General features: G+C 60.9%; 14 protein-coding genes and 1 pseudogene. 4 read left to right on the forward strand and 11 right to left on the reverse strand.

Features of this window, described 5'->3' with window-relative positions:
• Positions 1 to 38: 38 nt before the first annotated feature.
• From PV772_RS19310 to PV772_RS19330, 5 genes are all read right to left on the reverse strand, one after another.
• On the reverse strand, positions 39 to 980 hold the full coding sequence (locus PV772_RS19310; protein ID WP_347887224.1) for an NAD(P)-dependent oxidoreductase: 942 nt from the start codon (positions 978 to 980) through the stop codon (positions 39 to 41).
• Positions 977 to 2,326, reverse strand: coding sequence for an MFS transporter (locus tag PV772_RS19315; protein WP_347887225.1), 1,350 nt, complete (start codon positions 2,324 to 2,326; stop codon positions 977 to 979). Before PV772_RS19315 ends, PV772_RS19310 begins: the two co-directional genes overlap by 4 nt.
• 158 nt (positions 2,327 to 2,484) lie before the next feature.
• The gene (locus PV772_RS19320) at positions 2,485 to 3,282 is read right to left on the reverse strand and encodes an IclR family transcriptional regulator (RefSeq protein ID WP_347887226.1); all 798 of its coding nucleotides are present in this window, start codon (positions 3,280 to 3,282) and stop codon (positions 2,485 to 2,487) included.
• A 91-nt stretch (positions 3,283 to 3,373) separates the two neighbouring features.
• Positions 3,374 to 4,111 (reverse strand): fumarylacetoacetate hydrolase family protein, encoded by a 738-nt coding sequence (locus PV772_RS19325; protein ID WP_347887227.1) that lies wholly within the window; start codon positions 4,109 to 4,111, stop codon positions 3,374 to 3,376.
• 14 nt (positions 4,112 to 4,125) lie between these two features.
• Positions 4,126 to 5,178 carry a D-2-hydroxyacid dehydrogenase gene (locus PV772_RS19330; protein WP_347887228.1) on the reverse strand — a complete coding sequence of 351 codons (1,053 nt, stop codon included), beginning with the start codon at positions 5,176 to 5,178 and terminating at the stop codon, positions 4,126 to 4,128.
• A 425-nt stretch (positions 5,179 to 5,603) separates the two neighbouring features.
• Here PV772_RS19330 and PV772_RS19335 point away from each other — a divergent pair, with 425 nt between their 5' ends.
• From PV772_RS19335 to PV772_RS19350, 4 genes are all read left to right on the forward strand, one after another.
• Complete coding sequence (locus PV772_RS19335; protein ID WP_347887256.1) at positions 5,604 to 6,113, forward strand: DUF4913 domain-containing protein; 510 nt, start codon at positions 5,604 to 5,606, stop codon at positions 6,111 to 6,113.
• 39 nt (positions 6,114 to 6,152) lie between these two features.
• Positions 6,153 to 6,872 (forward strand): SDR family NAD(P)-dependent oxidoreductase, encoded by a 720-nt coding sequence (locus tag PV772_RS19340; protein ID WP_347887229.1) that lies wholly within the window; start codon positions 6,153 to 6,155, stop codon positions 6,870 to 6,872.
• 43 nt (positions 6,873 to 6,915) lie between these two features.
• On the forward strand, positions 6,916 to 7,263 hold the full coding sequence (locus PV772_RS19345; RefSeq protein WP_347887230.1) for a Dabb family protein: 348 nt from the start codon (positions 6,916 to 6,918) through the stop codon (positions 7,261 to 7,263).
• Positions 7,264 to 7,403: 140 nt separating this feature from the next.
• Complete coding sequence (locus PV772_RS19350; RefSeq protein ID WP_347887231.1) at positions 7,404 to 8,201, forward strand: SDR family oxidoreductase; 798 nt, start codon at positions 7,404 to 7,406, stop codon at positions 8,199 to 8,201.
• A gap of 463 nt (positions 8,202 to 8,664) precedes the next feature.
• On the opposite strand, the gene PV772_RS19355 is transcribed toward PV772_RS19350, so the two are convergent.
• The 6 genes and pseudogenes from PV772_RS19355 to PV772_RS19380 all read right to left on the reverse strand — a co-directional run bounded on the left by PV772_RS19355 (position 8,665) and on the right by PV772_RS19380 (position 13,833).
• Positions 8,665 to 9,024 (reverse strand): hypothetical protein, encoded by a 360-nt coding sequence (locus PV772_RS19355; RefSeq protein WP_347887232.1) that lies wholly within the window; start codon positions 9,022 to 9,024, stop codon positions 8,665 to 8,667.
• 450 nt (positions 9,025 to 9,474) lie between these two features.
• Positions 9,475 to 10,338, reverse strand: coding sequence for an alpha/beta hydrolase (locus tag PV772_RS19360; RefSeq protein ID WP_347887233.1), 864 nt, complete (start codon positions 10,336 to 10,338; stop codon positions 9,475 to 9,477).
• Positions 10,339 to 10,509: 171 nt separating this feature from the next.
• A complete protein-coding gene (locus PV772_RS19365) occupies positions 10,510 to 11,298 on the reverse strand; it encodes an NAD(P)-binding domain-containing protein (protein ID WP_347887234.1) in 789 nt (262 codons plus the stop codon).
• 248 nt (positions 11,299 to 11,546) lie between these two features.
• Positions 11,547 to 12,485, reverse strand: a complete 939-nt coding sequence (locus PV772_RS19370) for an MFS transporter (protein ID WP_347887257.1) — start codon at positions 12,483 to 12,485, stop codon at positions 11,547 to 11,549.
• A gap of 22 nt (positions 12,486 to 12,507) precedes the next feature.
• Positions 12,508 to 12,996, reverse strand: a pseudogene (locus PV772_RS19375) (MFS transporter); the annotation flags it as partial.
• Positions 12,997 to 13,044: 48 nt separating this feature from the next.
• A complete protein-coding gene (locus tag PV772_RS19380) occupies positions 13,045 to 13,833 on the reverse strand; it encodes an SDR family oxidoreductase (RefSeq protein WP_347887235.1) in 789 nt (262 codons plus the stop codon).
• Positions 13,834 to 14,070: the final 237 nt, after the last annotated feature.

The raw sequence follows: 14,070 nt of genomic DNA on the forward strand, positions 1-14,070 counted from the left end.
TGCGCCGGGCCTGAAAGCACCAGAATATAGCAGAGGACTTACTGCCCGGGGTCCCCGGAGGCGGCACCCAGGTTGGCGATCGCCTGCCGGACCACGGCCAGGTCCTGGTCGCCCAACCCCTGCGCCACCAGTTCCGCGTACAGGTCGACGCCGGCGGAGGCCATGGGCGTGGCGGTCCGGGCGGTGGCGGCGCTTTCCAGCACGAAGGACAGGTCCTTGTGCATGAACTTCGCCGACCCCGTCGGCGTGTAATCCTTTGCCACGAGCCGGGGGCCCACCAGCTCCAGCACCCTGCTGGCAGCGAGGCCGCCGGCCAGGACTTCGAAGAGGGCGCTGACGTCCAGCCCGGAGCGTTCGGCAAGCTCGGCAGCTTCGGCGAGTGCCGCCGTCGTGGTTCCCACGATCAGCTGGTTGCATGCCTTGGCCAGCGAGCCGGCACCCAGGTCACCCAGCCGGCGGACGGATGTCCCCATTGCTTCCAAAGCCGGTAGGGCGCGGCTGAAGTCCTCGGGAGATCCGCCGGCCATGATGGCCAGGGTTCCCCGTTGAGCTCCGTCCGTTCCGCCGCTGACCGGGGGGTCGAGCACCGAGGCGTTCCCGCCGCTCGCGCCGGCCACAGTGAGCCCGAAGGCCCGCACCGCGACCGGGGACACGCTGCTCATCACCACTACGAGTGTTCCCGGTGCGGGCGGCACGGCCCGCCACGCTTCCAGGAGCCCCGCCGCAGCGTCCTCGATGAAGGGGAGATCGGGGAGCATGAAGATGATGACGGGATCGTCCCGAAGGTCCGCAACGTCGCTGGCGCCGTTTCCGCCCAGCGCCTCCAGGTCGCGGACCGCGGTGGCTGAGCGGTTCCATCCCGTGACCTGCCACCCTGCCTTGAGCAGGTTGGCGGCCATTGGCGCTCCCATCAGCCCCAGCCCGACGAATCCCGCGCGTTTGGGCGCGGGGTCCGCGGGGGCGGCGTTGCCGATGGTCACCTGGCGTCCTCCACGAGGACCAGGTCGCGGCCGTTGGTTTCCGGGGTGAAGAACGTGGTGGCGAACGAGATTGCCGCCAGGACCAGCGAGTACAGGGCGGGTACGAGCCACGAGTGGTTGGTGGCGGCCAGCAGGGCCACGCCGATCATTGGGGCGAAGCCACCGGCGAGTACTGCGGAAAGTTCACGGCTGAGGGCGACGCCGGTGAAGCGGTGCTGCGATCCGAAGAGTTCGGGGAGCAGGGCGCACTGCGGGCCAAGCATGGACTGCACGCCCAGGGCGATGCCCACCACCATGACCACCCAGACCAGGGCCACATTGCCGAGCGTCACCAGGTAGAAGGCCGGCAGGGCGATGACGGCCTGGAACAGCGCGCCGTAGCGGTACACGGGAACCCGGCCAAAACGGTCGGACAGGGCGCCGAAGGCAACAACCAGGACCGCTGCGAAGCCGGCGGCAATCAGCAGGCCGGTGGGGCCGATGAATTTGTCGCCGGGGAAGACGCCGGCCGGCATGCTGATGAAGGACACCAGCAGCGCGGAGTAGATGGACGAGTTGCCGTTTTCGCCCATGCGGAGGCCGATGCCCACCAGCACGTTCTTCTTCGAGTGCTTCCAGATCTGGCCCACCGGGTTCTTGACCACGGCCTTGTGCTTCTCCAGTTCCTGGAAGACCGGGGTCTCCTTGAGGCGGAGTCGGATGAAGACGGCAATCACGATCAGGATGATGCTGGCCAGGAACGGAACGCGCCACAGCCAGCCCTGCAGGACCTGCTTGTCCGCCAGTGCCATCAGGGCAAAGGTTCCGGCGCCCAGGAGGGTTCCCAGCTGGATGCCTACGAACGGCAGCGAGGCAAAGAATCCACGACGACGGCGCGGGGCCACCTCTGAGATGAGGGTGGTGGCGCCTGCCTGCTCGGCGCCGGCGCCCAGGCCCTGCAGGATGCGCAGCGTCACCAGCAGCACCGCTCCCAGCATCCCCGCCTGGTCGAAGGTGGGCAGGAGGCCGATGGCGCAGCTGGACAGGCCCATCAGGCCAATGGTCAGGATCAGCACCATCTTGCGGCCGAAGCGGTCTCCGATGTGGCCGAAGACAACCCCGCCGAAGGGCCGTGCTGCGAAACCGACGCCGTAGGTGGCGAAGGAGGCGATGACGGCTCCGCTCTCGCCGAGCGGGGCGAAGAACAGCGGGCCGAAGATCAGGGCCGAGGCCAGGCCGTAGATGTAGAAGTCGTAGTACTCCAGGGCGGACCCAACGGAGCTGGCAAGTGTTGCCCTTCGCAGCTGGTCCGGATCGACGACGGCGCCGTCCGTAGTGGCCTGCGGTGAGTTAGTACGAGTTGTCACGAGAACTCCCTCTAATGCACTCCAGGCCCCCGTTGGCCTGGTGGGATAGCGGCAACACCTGTTGTGTCGATCACTATGCTGAACACAATACAGCAAGCTGAACAACGAGCAACAGTTTTGTTTTGTTTTTTCGGACGACACCGTGGGCGGCGCGGACCCTAGCCCATCGGATTGCCCAGGGAGTGGGCCAGTTCCTGCAGTTCCTTGACCATCTGGGAGCCCTGCTCCGGCGTGTAAGTGGCCTTGAGGGCCGTCACGGACAGGCCCAGGCTGGGGCCGTGGGCGCCGCGGGTGGGGACGGAAACGGCGAGGCACACCACGCCGGTGGTGGATTCCTCATCCTCGAAGGCGAAGCCCTGCTCGCGGATCTCCTTCAGCTGTGCCTTGAGCTCCGCGCCGGTGCGCAGGGATTTGGGCGTGAGGACGGGAAGCTCGGCGCTGTCCGGGAACATTTCCTCCAGGTCATGGTCGCGCAGCCGCGCGATCAGGGCCTTGCCCACGGCGCACAGGGACACCGGCATCTTGTCGCCGATGTTGGACGTGAGCCGCACGGCGGGGTGGCCCTCATACCGGGCCAGGTAGATGACGTTGGTACCGTCCAGCATGGCGATCCGCACCGTTTCGCGGGAAAGGACGGATGCCTGCTCGCAGTAACGGTAAAACTCCTGCACCTCGTCCATCCGGCCCAGGTAAGCGGCGCCCAGTTCCACCAGCTTGCGGCCCAGGGTGAACTCCGAGCCCTGCCGGCTGATCAGGCGGGCCTCCTCCAGTGCCAGCAGGAGGTTGGAGGTGGAGGACTTGGGAATTCCCACTTCGCGGGAGAGGTCGCTCAAGGTGAGACGGCCGGTGGCAGAGGCGGCGAGGGCGTCCAGGACCGCTGCTGCCCGGGTAACCGCCGGCGCCGGCGAGGTGGCTCCCGACTTGTCGGAGGACGCGGGGATGTGGGAATCGGCCATGATTCTCCTTCGGTCGCCAAGGCAGAGTGCGGTTGCGTTCAGTCAACTGAACGCAATCCATCATAAGTGCCGCGTTGGCACGCTGCTGCCGTCAGGCCACGAGGCTGCTGAGGGTGCCGATGCCCTCCACCCTGATGTCCACCCGGTCCCCGGGCTGGACGGGAACCACTGTGGCGGGCGCCCCGGTCATCACTACGTCGCCGGGTTCCAGGGTCAGCCATGAAGTGACATAGATGAGGCAATCCACCACCGAAGAGGGGAGGTTGAAGGTCCCGGACGTGGCCTTTGCTGCCCCATTGACGTAGACGTCGATGGCCACCCTTTCGGGATCCGGGAGTCGGGTTTCTATCCAGGGGCCCATGGGTGTGTAGTTGACGCCGGCCTTGCCCTGGAAGTTCCGCTCGTCCACCGCGTTTTGGTCCACGTTGGTGACATCGTTGACGCAGGTGTAGCCGAAGACGTGCTCCAGGGCGTTGTCCGCGGTCAGGTTGGCGGCGGTCCTGCCCATCACGACGGCGAGTTCACCCTCGGCATTGACCGTGCCTTGTCCACGGACCGCGGTGATGGCGTCGCCCGGGCCGGCGATGGTGTGGACGGACTTGTGCCACGCCTGGATGGGCAGGGGATGGTCATTCAAAGTGCGGTTATGGCCAATGCCCAGGACGACGGCGGGCCTCACCGGGGCGAGGAATATTGCCTCGTTGTGGGTGGTGGCACCGCCGGTGTAGCGGAGGCTTTCCTCAAACGGGTCGACGATGTGGTCCCAGCCGCCGTCGCCCTCAACGGCGTATTGCGGACCAGCTGCTGTCTGTAGCCTTGCGATGCGCACTTCCCTGCCCCGTCCTAGTAGAAGTGGACCGTGTCCACGAGGTGGGGGAGGTCTCCACCGTCGAGGAACGTCCGGAGGTTGCTGCAGAACCGTTCCGTGATGAGTCGGTTCTCGGCCGCGCTGAGGGCTGAGGTGTGCGGCGAGACCATGACCTTGGGGTGCTGCCACAGGGGGCTCTCCTGCGGCAGCGGCTCCACGGCGAAGACGTCCAGGCACGCGTAGCCCACCTGGCCGTTGTCCAGGGCCTCCAGCAGCGCATCCTCGTCCACCACGGTCCCGCGGCCCACGTTGACGAAGGTGGTCCCGGGCTTCATTGCGGCGAACATCCCGCGGTTGAACAGCTTTTCCGTGTAGGCGGTGCCGGGCAGGGTGTTGACGACGGCGTCTGCCGTGGCCAGGAGGGCGGGGAGGCCTTCGTTGTCTGTCACTTCGTCGATGCCGTCGATGGGTTCCACGCTTCGTTTGCTGCCGCTGACCTTCATTCCCAGGGCCCTTGCGATCCGTGCCGTTTCCAGTCCGATTTCCCCGAGGCCGCTGACGACCAGGTTGGATCCATTGACCAGTCGGGTGGGAACCCGGAGGCTGGGCCAGGCCTTCGCGGCCTGGTCCTGGGCAAGTTCGGCGCTGCGCTTGAAACCGTTGAGGATTCCCATCGCTGCGAACTCGGCCAGAGGCAGGGCGTGGACTCCGGCGGAGGTGGTGATCTTGAACTTCTGCAGGAGATCCTGGCTCAGGCCCGATGCCTTGACGGCTCCGCCCGCCCCGGCCGCCATCGCGTGGACCCACTCCAGCCTGGGATTTTCGCTGGCAACGCGTGCCAGCCCGGCAGGGCTCTCGTTGGGGAAGCCATACAGGACCTCTGCACTGTTGAGCATCGCCCAATAGCGCTCTTCCTGTTCATCCGTCCGTTGGAAGGCCGGATCGCCGGCGTGGTCGGCCGGGAAGCGCTCCGGGGGCAGGAGGTCAGGCTCGTAAAGGACGGTGACGGAGGGGTCGACGGCACGGATGTGGTCCACAAGCTCTGCTTCAAGCGGGACGGCGATGGCCACGGTCTTGATGGAAGTCATGCGTACAGCATACTGGTCACAGTCCTGCATATTGAATTTTTTTGTTTTCCTTGCACTTCGAGCGACCACCGTAAGCGGCTACGGAGTCGTTGCCTCTGGGCGCTTTCCGACTCCGACAGGCCCCTTTCACACATGTGTCCAGTTGAGGTCCAAGACATTCAACTGGACGTGTCAGGAAAGCTGCCTTGGGGCTTTATTCTGACGTAATTCTTGCGACAATCTGACGTCAGGTTTGGGTGTGCCCTAACAAGGCGAACTCCCGGCCGGCGCCGCCCGCTTCTTTGGACTTTCCGAGCCCGGCCCGGGTACGCATAAGGCCGTGAAGCTCCCAGCTCGGACGTCGAGGATACTGGCGCTCAGGCGGGGAACAGCAGAAGCTCCCGGAGCTGGTCTACGGCTCTGCCGAAGAGTTCCTGCACGAGCAGCTGCTCCCTACCTATGTCCGCGATGTTGACGGGCGCGCAGCCAAATGGTGCATCGAATGGTATTTCCACCCCGAGGCTGTCTCCCGTGTGGAAGCGCTCTGGCGCGCCTGGGAACACCTACGACTCGACGGATCCACCGGCATCAGCGTCTGGTTCAAAGACCACGCAGACCATCACATGTACGTGCTTCTGGCCCCCGCGGCCCTTTCTACATGTGCGACATGCAAAACACCGGGACGCCGAACACCTCGAACCAAGAAAGGCTCCGGACGGTTGATTTCCCGATGTACGAACTATTCCTACCTAACGAGCACGTCATCAAAACTAAATTCCGAGGCATTCCGCATAGAGGGAAAGCTTGCTCAAATTTCCTGTATGCGTATACCGTTGAAGCTCACTGCAGGGAAAGCGATGATGCGGACCTGCGAATGGCTGGCTGTGGGTCGGCGGGCAGAACAATTTGCAGAGCGTTGTTCCCACCGTTACGCAACTTGGCCCAATAGAGCGTGAATTACTGCACCAGGGTGGCCTCGAGCGAAAGGAACAATAGTGACACAGTGGAACGAACGACGGATTCTGGTCGTGGGCGGACGAACAGGCATGGGAGAAGCCACCTCAGCACGGTTGGTAGAGCTGGGTGCGGATGTGGTTCGGGCCGATCTGCCTTTGCCCGGGTGGGGCGACTCTGCCGACCAGATCGAGATTGACGTACGCGACGAGGCATCTGTGACGCGTGCCATCGCACAGGCTACCGCAGTGCTCGGCGGCCTCGACGTTGTCGTGATGTGCGCCGGCATCCTCGGCCCGGTCTCACCGCTAGTTGACCTCTCGATCGATGACTTTGACCGCGTGGTCTCAGTCAATCTCCGCGGCGCCTTCCTCGTGGCAAAGTCGACCGTGCCCGAACTTCTAAAGCAGCCAAACAGCAGGCTCGTCTTCGTGGCATCCATCGCCGGTAAAGAGGGCAACCCTGGAATGTCTGCCTATAGCGCGAGCAAGGCCGGCGTCATTGGCTTGGTTAAAGCCCTGGCGAAAGAGCATGCGGGAAACGGCTTGACAGTCAACGCGATTGCTCCCGCAAGCATAGAAACGCCTCTGCTTGCTGGCATGACAACAGAACGTCGTGAGGTGCAGTTGAGCTTGATGCCTATGGGACGATTCGGCAAACCGTCTGAAGTTGCGTCACTGATCGAATACATTGCCTCCGATGAGGCCGGGTTCACAACAGGATTTGTCTATGATCTGTCGGGCGGTCGAGCCACGTACTGATGCGCAGCACCCCCTTAAACACTAAACCTAAAGAAGGAGAGACATGCTTCGCCACGTAGTTATGTTGAAGTTCCGTTCAGACGCTAAAACGACCGCGATCGCTGAGTACAAACGGGAATTGCGATCTTTGCCTTCGGAGATCCCCGGTCTCCGATCATTCTATTTTGGGTCCAACGTCGGATCCGGTTCAGAGGGACTTGGGGGCGAGTTTGGAGGAAACTACGACTTTGTTGTGATCAGTGATCTCGACGACTTAGATGCGTATCAGATCTATGCGAACCACCCGGCGCATGCGGAACTGAACCGGCTCTACGTTCGGCCAATCATTCAGAACCGAGTTGCAATACAGACTTTCACTGAAGAGTCTGAGGGTGTCTTCCCGGTCAACTGAGCCTGAAATGCATAAATAGCTCGCTTTGCGGTTCTGGGAGACTAGCCGAATTACCGACCAAACGGCCGGTTTTCGCAGGAGATATGGCGCTAAGCCATGTCATAGCTACGGGAAAAGAATGAAAACAACAGGGAGGGTTCATGGATCTACAGCTAACAGGCCGGACGGCTTTGATTGTGGGAGGTAGTGCGGGCATTGGTCGGGCGATCGCAACAACGCTGGCCCGAGAAGGTGCACGCATCGTTGTGGCCTCCCGGAGCACGAGAGCAATGTCCACCGCTGAGGAGATCGCATTTGACCTCAATGTCGAAGTAAAGGGAATGTTGGTGGACACCACTGACGACGCGTCGGTCCGAAAATTGATCACCCAGATAACAAAAACTCTCGGCGGTGTCGACATTCTGGTGAACACTGCTGCCGCTCCATGGACTCCGGACAAAAACGTAAGCGCACTTGAGACTTCGGACGACCTACTTAAAGGCGAATTCGACACAAAAGTGGTTGGCTATCTCCGCACCGCCCGGGCGGTCGCCCCGGGCATGGTTGAACGGGGTTGGGGAAGAATTATTAACGTCAGCGGGTTAGGGGCACGCAACGCTTGGTCCGTCACGCAGACCGTCCGGAATGTCGGCGTGGCAGCGTTAACCAAGAATCTTGCCGACGAGCTTGGGCCGTCGGGTATCAACGTAACGGTCGTGCACCCAGGCATCACCAAGACGGAGGGTTGGAAACAGCGCATGATGTGTGAGGCAACCCAGTCGGGCCGAACACCCGAGGCGCTTGAAGATGCTGCAGCTGCAAAAACATCCATCCGTCGCGTTGTCGACGCAACTGAAGTGGCGGATGTTGTTGCCTTTCTCGCTTCGCCCAGGAGCGTCTCCATCACCGGCGACGCAATCGTAGTTGGTGGCGGTACTCCAGGACCCGTTTACTACTAAACACAAACTTCCCCTTATCAAAGACTGATCCTGAGGGACGCTTTGCTCCGGCCGTGGGGCGGAAAAGGGGGTATACGTCGCCGGACTTTGCAGGGTTTGGTGCCGTTCGGACGGGAAGAAGCTCACCAGCCATGCCGCCCGCAGCTTCCCTGGCGTCGGTCGTGAACACGGTGCTGATCCTGTTCCTTGCCCGGTCCAAGAGCGTGTCCCGGCGCGACGGAGCAGTCGCCGATTAGCATAGACCGGATTAACGTAGCCCACCGCCTGCCGTGAACCTGCTGGGTGAGTCGTTGCCGGGCCGTCGGTGAGCATGTCGTTGCCGAGCTTGACCAGCTGGAACGCGTCGACTGAGACAGCGGTGCATGGCGGCCACATCCGCAGGCCTTGCAGAACGCTGCTGACGGGTCGATGGCAACGACCTGCACGCTCAGGCGGCCGGGCGAACAGCCAGTCCCCGACGCCCTCACTGTCGGCCGTCGACGATCCCTAGGACTTGTCCGCTGTCGAGATCGACGACGGTGGTCATCCGGGTTTCGTAGCCTTTCCAGGCCTTGGTGGGCGGCTCACGGAACAACCGCACGGACCGGTAACGATGTTCATCGATGCCAAGCATCCGCGGCGCAAGGGCATCAACATCGGGCAGCGTCGGCGCCACGGAATCCAGAGCCCGCTGGACCAGCCACCACGAGACCCCGAACGATAACGCAGCCTCCGCCGCGGCCCTTCCGGATCCGGTCGCGGCCGAAACCAAGGCGTCACGGAGCCGCGGGTGGAGCGTGCCCGGCGCGGGACCTGGGCTGTTTCCTCGGTGAATATCTGGCATGGGCACAAGTACTCATCGCAGAAGAATCTCCGCTTGGCCCAGACCAGTTCGACAGGCCCGGCGACAGGGATGTCACGCAGCCGTTGTGGCCGGCGTGAACGAACGCGGGCGTTGACCACGCCGCACGATGGGCAGCCGGCCACGGCGGTGGCCTCGACGCGGATCCGTCGCCGCCCGAAGGCGAGGACCTCGGTGTCGGTGACTCGGTGGTCGGGCAGGTTGAATATGGCGTGTCAGGATCGGGGCGCGGGGGAAGTAGGCTCGATCAAGGCTCGTAGCTCCTGACTCTTGATGAATGCGTAGAGAACAATCACCACAGCAGGGCCACGGGCCCTTCAGCTTTCACGGAACCCCGCTTCACCATCAATTACGAAGAGCCTCGAACCCGCCCCGACATCAAAAACGGTGGCTGCCCTGTTTTCGCTTGGCATTAACTCGGGCGCGACTAAGCTACTTCGCATCTTCAAGGAATATTTCGATCCTGTCGACAAAAGCATCGGGCTGCTCCTCGGGAATCCAGTGGTTGCAGTCGGGAATCGAACCACCAACGACATGCGCGGAGAATTCCGACATCATCTCGACTATGAGAGGCCCCCATCGCTTATCGCCACCCAGAGCTAGCACAGGTATCGTCAGCTTTTTAGCTTTTAATCTTTCATTATCCGCCACATCTTGGGGCAGGGCACGATACCACTCAAATGATGCTCTCATTGCCCCTGGTTGCGAAAAGGATTTCGCATAGACATCAATGTCGTAGCTTGTAAAAGCACCGTGGTTAAAAGTGCGGTCTCGAATGAAGCTTTCTAAGTATAGATATTCTCGCCCGCTGATGAGCATCTCAGGAATATCACGCCTCATGTGAAAGGAGAAATGAAAAAGATCTGGATTTGAAAAAATGGAACTCCACAACTGCGCTCCGGGAAGGGGCATATCAAGAACACAGAGCTTCTTTATAGCGGATCGCTTGGTCGCTGCCCATGCGTAAGCAACCATCCCTCCAATGTCATGTCCAATAACGTCCACGTCATCAAAGTTCATTGCTTCTCGGAGTCGGTCGAGTTCCGAAGCCATATTGACCTTATCGTAACCGTTCAGCGGCTTATCGGAATTTCCTGCGCCCTTAAGATCAACAGCAACAACGGTGTGATGTTCCGCTAGCCTCGGCATCACATGCCTCCACTGGTACCAGGTTTGCGGAAAGCCGTGGAGCAGGAAGAGCGGTCTTCCAGTGCCGCCTGATAATGAATGTATCCGTATGCCGTTGCCGATATCCGTTAGTTCATGTTTAAACCCGCGAAGGTATTGGTCTGACACTTTTGAATGGCCTCCCTATATTGCTGCGATGCCCCAAGATTTGGCCGCCGATGGCGGTTTGGAATGCGTGCACACTCAGGTCGTCATCCTTGAGGGTTCGTCTCGGGCCGGCTACCGGTGGCGCGGCCATCAAACGCTCAACCCCATGCTTCCCCGTTCTCCGTATGCCGGTCAGAGCTGCTTTCGCAACGCGGCGATCGCGGCGATTGTCTCGTCGGGTTCGTGACTGCGGTCGATATGAACGGTCGGCAGAATGTCGACCTCTTCGAGCAGCAACCGGACGTCTTTGAATAGCAGGTCGTAGGTGAAGTTGTCGAAGTTGTCGCTCATCCAGCTCTGTCCACTCGATGCCGACACGACGTCGAGGAATTGGGAAGCGGGTACTCCCCGGTCGATCGCGAGCTGCAGCATGGCCGAGGTCGCGAGAGCGTTGTAGGTGCCCAAGGTGTTGTTCAGGAGCTTGAGCGTCGCCGGGTCGCCGTACGACGTGGTGTGAAATATACGCCCAGCGATGTCCCCTGCAATCTTCTCCTCTGCGGGCGTGAAGTCGGGACCAGCCAAGAAGAGCGACATCGTCCCGGCCCTGGCACCCTGCGGACCACCCGAAAGTGGGGCTTCAAAGGTGCGCCACTCAGTTGGTGCGTCGCCGAGAATACGGATGGCATCCCGTGAGGTAAGGGTTGTCAGCACGAAGATGGAAAGATCTCTTCCAGCTGATCTCTCGGCTATCGATGTGAAAGCTGCCTCGAGTTGACTGGCCACACGCACCGCGACGAAGACGGTGTCGATGGATGCCCATGGAAGGTCGTCGAAATCGCTTACGCTCGTTGCACCGGTCTCCGCACTCCAGGCGGCGGCGCGGGCCGCGTCTAGGTCGAGGCCCACTACCTGATGCCCTTTCTCGACCAGCCGGGCGCCGACGTTGGCTCCGATTGGACCTAGGCCGATGATCGAAATCATTGTTCTCTTCTCTCGTTGGGTTGAGTTTGTAATGGGACTGGTCGTGTGCAACCAGGATTCGGCTGGAATGGCCTGTGCCTGCACTTTGATACAAGCAGCGCACCGATTGCGGTGATGTCTGTGCATGCACAGGCCACCCCTCCTGAAGCGGTGTCCCTGAAAAGAGTGGCGCTTCTTGTAGCGCCGGCGTGTGGCCCTGACCTCACGCCATTCATTCCTTAAGATGGACGACAGGCGGCCGGTGCTCTCTAGACGGAGGCGACGTCGGGGGTTTTGATTTGCTGCAAACGACGGCCCGAGAAGGTCTGTTCTGTTCCTTCGAGCGTTTTGCCGTCTTTGCTCCGCATGGCAAGAACTATCGACAGAATACAGATCATGATCCAGAAAATGACCACGCTCAGCGTGTTACCGCCGGCGAGGCCGATCAACCAGGCCGAGAAGAACGGAATGAACGATCCGAAGACGAGGTTCGTGAACGAAAGCGTCATCGCCGAGCCCATGAAGCGGATCTGTGTCGGGAATGCTTCGCCGAAGAGAGCGCCCTGAGCCGCGTTGCCGAACTGCACGCCGAAGCAAGCCAAACTCGTCGCAAAGAGTGCCAGGGCGTAGTTTTGCGTGTCGGCGAGGGGGAAGAAGATTATGGCAGCCACGAGACAGATGGCCGCGCCCACTGCATATGTTTGGCGGCGCCCATAACGATCGGCGAAGCGGCCGCCAACTAGGATGCCGACGAATGAGACCGCGTTGGCGATGAGGAAGATTGACAGCGTGGCTGAAGTCGGGAAATTTCCTGTCTTGTTCAGATATGAAATACCGAATACGGCGACGATGTAAAAGGTCAGGGAGATCGGTGCGTGGATAAAGCCAAGACGCAGGATTGTCAGACCGTAGTTACGCAAGATGTATACGGGCCCACGAGCGCGCACACCTGAATTTGATTCGGCCATCTCGACCTGCTCGACGAAGATGGGGGTCTCTTCGATCTTGAGCCTTACATAAATTCCAACTCCTACGAGGATAACGGCAATTCCAAAGGTGACCCGCCAACCCCAGCTCATGTACGCTTCAGGGCTCAGCGACGCCGCGAGAACGAGCAGGCTCAGGTTTGCGAGCACCTGCGAGATCGGCGATCCGGCAAGCGTGAGAGCTGAGTAAAAGGCGCGCTTGTTGTCGGGCGAATGCTCCATGGTGAGCAACTGCGATCCCGTAGCCTCCCCCCCCGAGCGCGAAGCCCTGCAGGAACCGGAACGAGACGAGCAGAATCGGGGCTGCGATACCGATTGATGCGGTTCCGGGCAACACTCCGATCGCGATTGAACTGACGCCCATCAGAATAAGCGTCACGAAGAGCACGTTGCGTCGACCGTATTTGTCGCCGAAATACCCGCAAACTATCCCGCCCAGCGGCCGGGCCACGAATCCCACGCCAAAAGTCAGGAATGACGCCAAGATGGCCGATGCCGGTCCTAGATCGCTGAAGAACACCTGGGGGAAGACGGTCGCCGACAGGATGCCGAAGAGCGCGAAGTCAATCCACTCGAGCGCCGATCCGAAAACGCCGCTTGCAATTGCGCGACGCGCCTGCGGCGTCATCTTGATCTTCGGGTCCCTGGTTGTTGGTGCATTTGTCACGAAAACTCCTTTGTTTCGCTGCGGGTCGGCCGTGCCCAAGGTGATGTATCCGAGCAGCGGCCGCATATAAACTAACGAACTACTTGATTGACAGAATTCTTCTGGGGGTCGAGGCTAGCCACTTTGTGCGCCTGCTTCCACGCCTTTCAGTATTGGTAATGACCCGCCCTGTGAGATCTGGCCTCCGTCGACCGTGATTTCTGCACCGTTGACGAACCGCGCACCATCCGATAAAAGAAAAAGGACGACATCAGCTACGTCACCCGGCATTCCCAGCCGGCCGAGCGGAATTTGGTCCAGGGTGGCCTCCCTGAACCCCGCCGGTATATTTGCCGTAAGTTCAGTCTCAATGAGCCCTGGGTGAACCACATTCACCCGGATGCCGAGCGGCGCCAGTTCCATGGCGGCAACTGCAGTAAGCCCCCTCACAGCCCATTTGCTCACTGTGTAGGCAGCGGGGAAGTGACCCGACCATGCTGCGGTAGAGCCGATATTCACGATTGACCCGCCTTCGGTCATCAGAGGAGAGAGCGCTTGAATACCCCGCAACACGCCGAGAACATTAACGTCGTTCACTCGGGACCAGTCATCGACGGCGACGTCGAGCAACCGATGTCGCCAACTGATTCCAGCGTTATTAACGAGCCCGTGAACGGTGCCGCCTTCGTCCGTCAGGATGTACTCGACGAGGCGCGCCCAGTGCACATCTGACGTGACATCGAGTTTGAAGGGTACGACCCTGGACTCGACGTCCACAGCATCAAACCGGGCAGGCTCGCTCACGTCGGCTGCAATTACCCGGGCGCCTCGCCGGGCGAGTTTTTCGACCTCGGCTCGACCCTGGCCTTTCGATCCTCCAGTAACGACGAACAGCCGCCCATCGAAGTCGTCTCGTTGAACCATTCTCTACTTCCTCGCCTTTCAGCCGCACTGCCACCAACGCAGCGTGCTCTGGGTACGCTGCCGCGCAGCGGACCCTTCAAATAAATCGGAGCACGCCCCGGGAGCTCAGTCTTACGTCGATGAGGCCCGGCTTGCTTTTTTGCGCTCTACTCCGGTGACGAAGTTCACAATATACGCTCACAGGGATCGAGGGCAAAAAATTCCTCCATGCGGGAAAGTTTTAGTTCCTTATTTTCT

The sequence above is a fragment of the Pseudarthrobacter sp. CC12 genome (assembly GCF_039907755.1).
In the GTDB taxonomy this organism is placed as follows: domain Bacteria; phylum Actinomycetota; class Actinomycetes; order Actinomycetales; family Micrococcaceae; genus Arthrobacter; species Arthrobacter niigatensis.

Excerpts from the sequence above, each read along its gene's own strand:
- PV772_RS19320 (WP_347887226.1), bottom strand. The coding sequence starts at position 3,282 with ATGGCCGATTCCCACATCCCCGCGTCCTCCGACAAGTCGGGAGCCACC.
- PV772_RS19330 (WP_347887228.1), bottom strand. The coding sequence starts at position 5,178 with ATGACTTCCATCAAGACCGTGGCCATCGCCGTCCCGCTTGAAGCAGAG.
- PV772_RS19345 (WP_347887230.1), top strand. The coding sequence starts at position 6,916 with ATGCTTCGCCACGTAGTTATGTTGAAGTTCCGTTCAGACGCTAAAACG.
- PV772_RS19350 (WP_347887231.1), top strand. The coding sequence starts at position 7,404 with ATGGATCTACAGCTAACAGGCCGGACGGCTTTGATTGTGGGAGGTAGT.
- PV772_RS19355 (WP_347887232.1), bottom strand. The coding sequence starts at position 9,024 with ATGCCAGATATTCACCGAGGAAACAGCCCAGGTCCCGCGCCGGGCACG.
- PV772_RS19365 (WP_347887234.1), bottom strand. The coding sequence starts at position 11,298 with ATGATTTCGATCATCGGCCTAGGTCCAATCGGAGCCAACGTCGGCGCC.
- PV772_RS19370 (WP_347887257.1), bottom strand. The coding sequence starts at position 12,485 with ATGGAGCATTCGCCCGACAACAAGCGCGCCTTTTACTCAGCTCTCACG.
- PV772_RS19380 (WP_347887235.1), bottom strand. The coding sequence starts at position 13,833 with ATGGTTCAACGAGACGACTTCGATGGGCGGCTGTTCGTCGTTACTGGA.